A 4,327-nucleotide genomic window follows, 5' to 3' on the forward strand; every position below is an offset into this window, starting at 1 on the left:
CCACCCTGACATTCGCCGCAGGCTCCGCGGTGCGGCCGTGGCCCTCGGGTTAGTCGGCACCCTGCTCGCCATGCCGGTCAGCTTTGCCGCACCCGCCGCCGGGGCCGGGGCATTCACGGCCTGGGGCTGGCCGCAGCCCTATGAGCAGGGCTCGGAGAAGTCCATCGCCTGGCTGAAGGAGAAGGGCTGGTGGCCCTTGACCGTCGCCTGGCAGCCGCCCTTCTCCGGGCAGAACGCTAGCCTGGCGGTCATCAATGGCCAGGGGCTGCTGGCCAAACGGGGACTGGAGGCCCGGTTCGAGGCGTTCAATTCCGGACCCGATATCAATGAGGCAGTCACCTCCGGGCGCGCCCAGGTGGGTAATGGCGGTAACTTTCCGCTGACCACGCTCATCGACAAACGGGTGCCGATCAAGGTGGTCGGGATTACTGCCCCCAACCTCAAGCACCAGACCATCGTCCCGAACGACTCCCCACTGCACACTCTGAAGGATCTGAAGGGCAGCAACCCGCCCGCCGTGATCGGGATCGTCACCGGCTCCTCGGCCGAGTTCTATTTCCAGATTGCCGCGGCCCACAACGGGCTCGAGATCGGCAAGGATGTCATCCTGAAAAACCTGCCCCTGGCCGAACAGATTCAGTTGCCGAAGGGTATTGCCGCCGTCGTCCCCTGGGACCTCACCGCCAGTCTCATCACCCAGGAGCGCAAGACCGGCCGCGCCATCAATGTGAGTTATCCCTTCAACATCTATCAGGGCAGCTACTACCTGCGCACGGAGCTGGTGGAGCAGGCCCCGGACGTCGCCCAGGCACTCACCGACGCATTGATCGAGGCCAACCTCTGGATCCGTCAGAACCCGGATCAGGCCGCGGACCTGCTGGCTGCGGAGGCGAACCTGAAGAATGTACCCAAGTCGCTGCTGCGGCAACAGATCGACGAGTACAACAACCTCTATAAGCCGACCGTTGTCTATCCGACTGCGGCCTTTTGGGGGCAGGAGAACGTGCGGATTGCCCAGTGGCTCACCCAGGCCAAGCGCCTAACGCGCAGCCTGACGGCCGCGGACTATGAGACGGTCTTCGCGCCGCAATTCGCGGAGCACGCCTTCGCCAGACTGGGGTGGAAGGTGCCGACGACACCGCCCTATATCGGCGCCGATTGGCCGGGCAAGCTCGGGCAACTCCCCTACCCGCCCTACGACACCTATCTGACCTTGAAGGCACCCCAGCCCTTTCCCGAGCAGGGCGACCTGACCAATCCGTGGGAATTCGCCGGACGGGTCTATGCCCCCTGAGGCCGGCTTGAGTAGCGCCGCCGTGGCGCGGACCTGGGGTGGGGCGCCCGGGAGCGCCGCACCCCAGTGCGGCGAAACCTCGCAAGTCATCGCAGCGTTGCGGTTTACTGCGAGGCCGGGCCGCACTGGGGTGCGGCGCCCCCAGAGTCACGGCGCTTTCTCACGTCACGGACCAGTGTCCGGAACGATGATCAAGGCCTCAGTGGGCCTGTTGCGCCGCCTGCGGCCATTGGCCCTGGTGACCGGATTGCTGCTGGTCTGGCAGTTCATCAGTGCGGTCTGGCTACCCCGCGTCGATGCCAATCTGGTGACACTGTTGCCGCCGCCCTCCGCCGTCGTCCGGGCGGCCTGGGATCTCAGCATCTCCGGCGAACTGCCCGGTCATCTGTGGGCGAGCCTGAGGCGCGAGTTGACCGCCTTCGTCTTTGCACTCGCGGCCGTGCCGCTGGGCATCGCGATGGGCTGGTGGAAGGGCGTGCATGACCAGGTGAATCCGCTCATCGAGACCCTGCGGCCGATCCCGCCCATCGCCTGGATTCCGCTGTCGATCCTCTGGTTCGGTATCGGCGATGCGCAGAACCAGTTCATTATCTTTCTCGGCATCTTCTTCCCGATCCTGATCAACACGATGGTTGGGGTCCGCGATATCCCGACCAACCTGATCCGCGCCGCCCGCTGCCTGGGCGCATCACAGTGGCACATCCTGAGCCGCGTGGTGCTGCCGGCCGCCGCACCCCAGGTCCTGACCGGCATCCGGGTTGGCTTCGGTTTCGGCTGGATGGCCCTGGTAGCGGCCGAACTGGTGGGGGCGAGCAGCGGTCTGGGCTTTCTCATCAATGACGCGCGTTCAGTCCTGCGGACCGACATCGTCTTGGTGGGCATGCTCACCATTGGGCTCACCGGTTTCGTCATCGACTGCCTGGTGCGCCGATTGGCCAGACGCCTGCTACCCTGGTCACTGGCGGTTGGTCAGTGACCGGCTTCCGGAACTCAGCTAACGGACACGAAACTCATGGGTACTTTGGTCGTGGATGGCGTCGGCAAGGTCTATCCGGGTGACGCCGGGCATGGGCCGACGGCGGCACTGGATGGGGTGAGCTTCCGGGTCGGGGAGAACGAGTTCTGTGCGCTGCTCGGACACAGCGGTTGCGGCAAGACCACACTGCTCAATCTGGTGGCGGGCTTCGAGCAACCGACCACGGGCCGCATCACCCTGGACGGCGAGCCGGTGGGCCGGCCGGGGCGCGAGCGGGCGGTGATCTTCCAAGACTACGCCCTCTTCCCCTGGTTGACGGTCCATGGAAATATCGGCTTCGGCCTGCGGACCAAGGGTCTGCCGGCGGCCGAACGGGAGCGGATCGTGACGCAGCACGTCGCGCTGGTGGGTCTGACTGGTTTCGAGCGCAGATATCCGCATCAACTCTCCGGCGGCATGCGACAGCGGGTTGCCATTGCCCGGGCACTGGCCGTTGATCCCAGCCTGCTGCTGCTCGACGAGCCCTTCGCGGCACTCGACGCCCAGAACCGCCACCTGATGCAGGACGAACTGGCGCGCATCTGGGCACTGGAGACCAAGACCATGGTGCTCGTTACCCACAGCATCGAGGAGGCTATCCGGCTGGCCGATCGGATCGTCGTCTTGAGCCGCCGCCCGGGTCGGGTCAAGGAGGATATCCGGGTGGACCTGCCGCGGCCGCACCACGAAGACGACCCGGGTTATATCGCGCTGCGCCGGCATATCCGTGCACTGCTATGGGATGGCGTGCCGCAGACCAAACCAGCGGCTGAAGGCCATGGCGGCAAGACCAGCACCCCGGGCGATGAAAGGCGTGCGTGGGAGCGGCTCCAGCCGCGACGCGACATCGGAAGCGGCGGTGGCCTCGTCGCGGCTGAAGCCGCTCCCACCGGGTCCCGGTCTGACGTTCACGGTGAAGTCCGCGCGCTGCGCGGCCCGCGGTGATGGCGAATCGCGGGATGGACGCCCTCGACCAGGATTACATCGTGATCGGTGCCGGGTCTGCCGGTGCCGTGCTGGCCGCGCGCCTGAGCGAAAACGGTCGCTATCGCGTGCTGTTGCTGGAGGCCGGCCCGGCCGACCGCTCGCCCTGGGTCCACCTGCCTATCGGCTATGGCAAGACCATGTTCCATCCGGTGCTCAATTGGGGCTTCCAGACCGAACCGGAGCCGGGGTTGAACGACCGGAGGATCTACTGGCCGCGGGGACGCTGCCTGGGCGGGTCCAGTTCCATCAACGGGCTCATCTACATCCGCGGGCAAGCCGCGGACTACGACGGCTGGGCCGCCCTGGGCAACCCCGGCTGGGGTTGGCCTGAGGTGTTACCCTTTTTCATCCGTGCCGAGTGCAACGCGCGCGGCGCGGATCAACGGCATGGGGCCGCCGGGCCCCTGCACGTCTCGGACATCGGGGAGCCACACCCGCTCATGGAGGCCATCATCCAGGCCGCGGCCACACTCGGCGTGCCACCTAACGCGGACTTCAACGGGCCCTGCCAAGAGGGCGTCGGCTACTATCAACTCACAACCCGCCATGGGCTGCGGGTATCCAGCGCAGCCGCCTATCTGCGTCCGGCACGACGGCGTGGGAACCTGCGCATTGAGGTGCGGGCACGGGCGACCCGACTCCTGTTCGCGGGGACCCGGGGCATCGGTGTGGAATACCGCCAAGGGACGCGGCTGCTCCAAGCCCGCGCCGCACGCGAGGTGCTGTTGGCCGCCGGCGCTGTCCAGAGTCCCCAACTGTTGGAACTCTCCGGGCTCGGCGACGCCCGTCGGCTGGCTGAACTGGGGATCACGGTGGTCGGGCATCTGCCTGGGGTCGGGGAGAACCTGCAAGACCATCTTCAGCTGCGCTCGATCCACCGCGTGACCAGGCCGATCACCACCAACGACGACCTGCATACCTGGTTCGGCCAGGCACGGATCGGCCTGCGCTGGCTCCTTACGCGCCGCGGACCCTTGGCGATCGGGATCAACCAGGGTGGGCTCTTTACCCGGGTCCTGCCGGAGTCGACC

Annotated in this window: 4 protein-coding genes; all 4 read left to right on the plus strand. The window is 66.5% G+C overall.

Annotation, left to right across the window (positions count from 1 at the left end):
• Window positions 1-1,294, plus strand: a 1,294-nt coding sequence (locus QZY44_RS17610) for an ABC transporter substrate-binding protein (protein ID WP_295449082.1), incomplete at its 5' end; no start/stop codon positions are given.
• A gap of 187 nt (window positions 1,295-1,481) precedes the next feature.
• Window positions 1,482-2,270 carry an ABC transporter permease gene (locus tag QZY44_RS17615; protein ID WP_295449085.1) on the plus strand — a complete coding sequence of 263 codons (789 nt, stop codon included), beginning with the start codon at window positions 1,482-1,484 and terminating at the stop codon, window positions 2,268-2,270.
• A gap of 36 nt (window positions 2,271-2,306) precedes the next feature.
• Window positions 2,307-3,254 carry an ABC transporter ATP-binding protein gene (locus QZY44_RS17620; protein WP_295449087.1) on the plus strand — a complete coding sequence of 316 codons (948 nt, stop codon included), beginning with the start codon at window positions 2,307-2,309 and terminating at the stop codon, window positions 3,252-3,254.
• Window positions 3,255-3,268: 14 nt separating this feature from the next.
• On the plus strand, window positions 3,269-4,327 hold a 1,059-nt coding region (locus QZY44_RS17625; protein ID WP_295449090.1), incomplete at its 3' end, for a GMC family oxidoreductase N-terminal domain-containing protein.

Source organism: uncultured Thiodictyon sp. (genome assembly GCA_903837595.1).
GTDB lineage: Bacteria > Pseudomonadota > Gammaproteobacteria > Chromatiales > Chromatiaceae > Thiodictyon.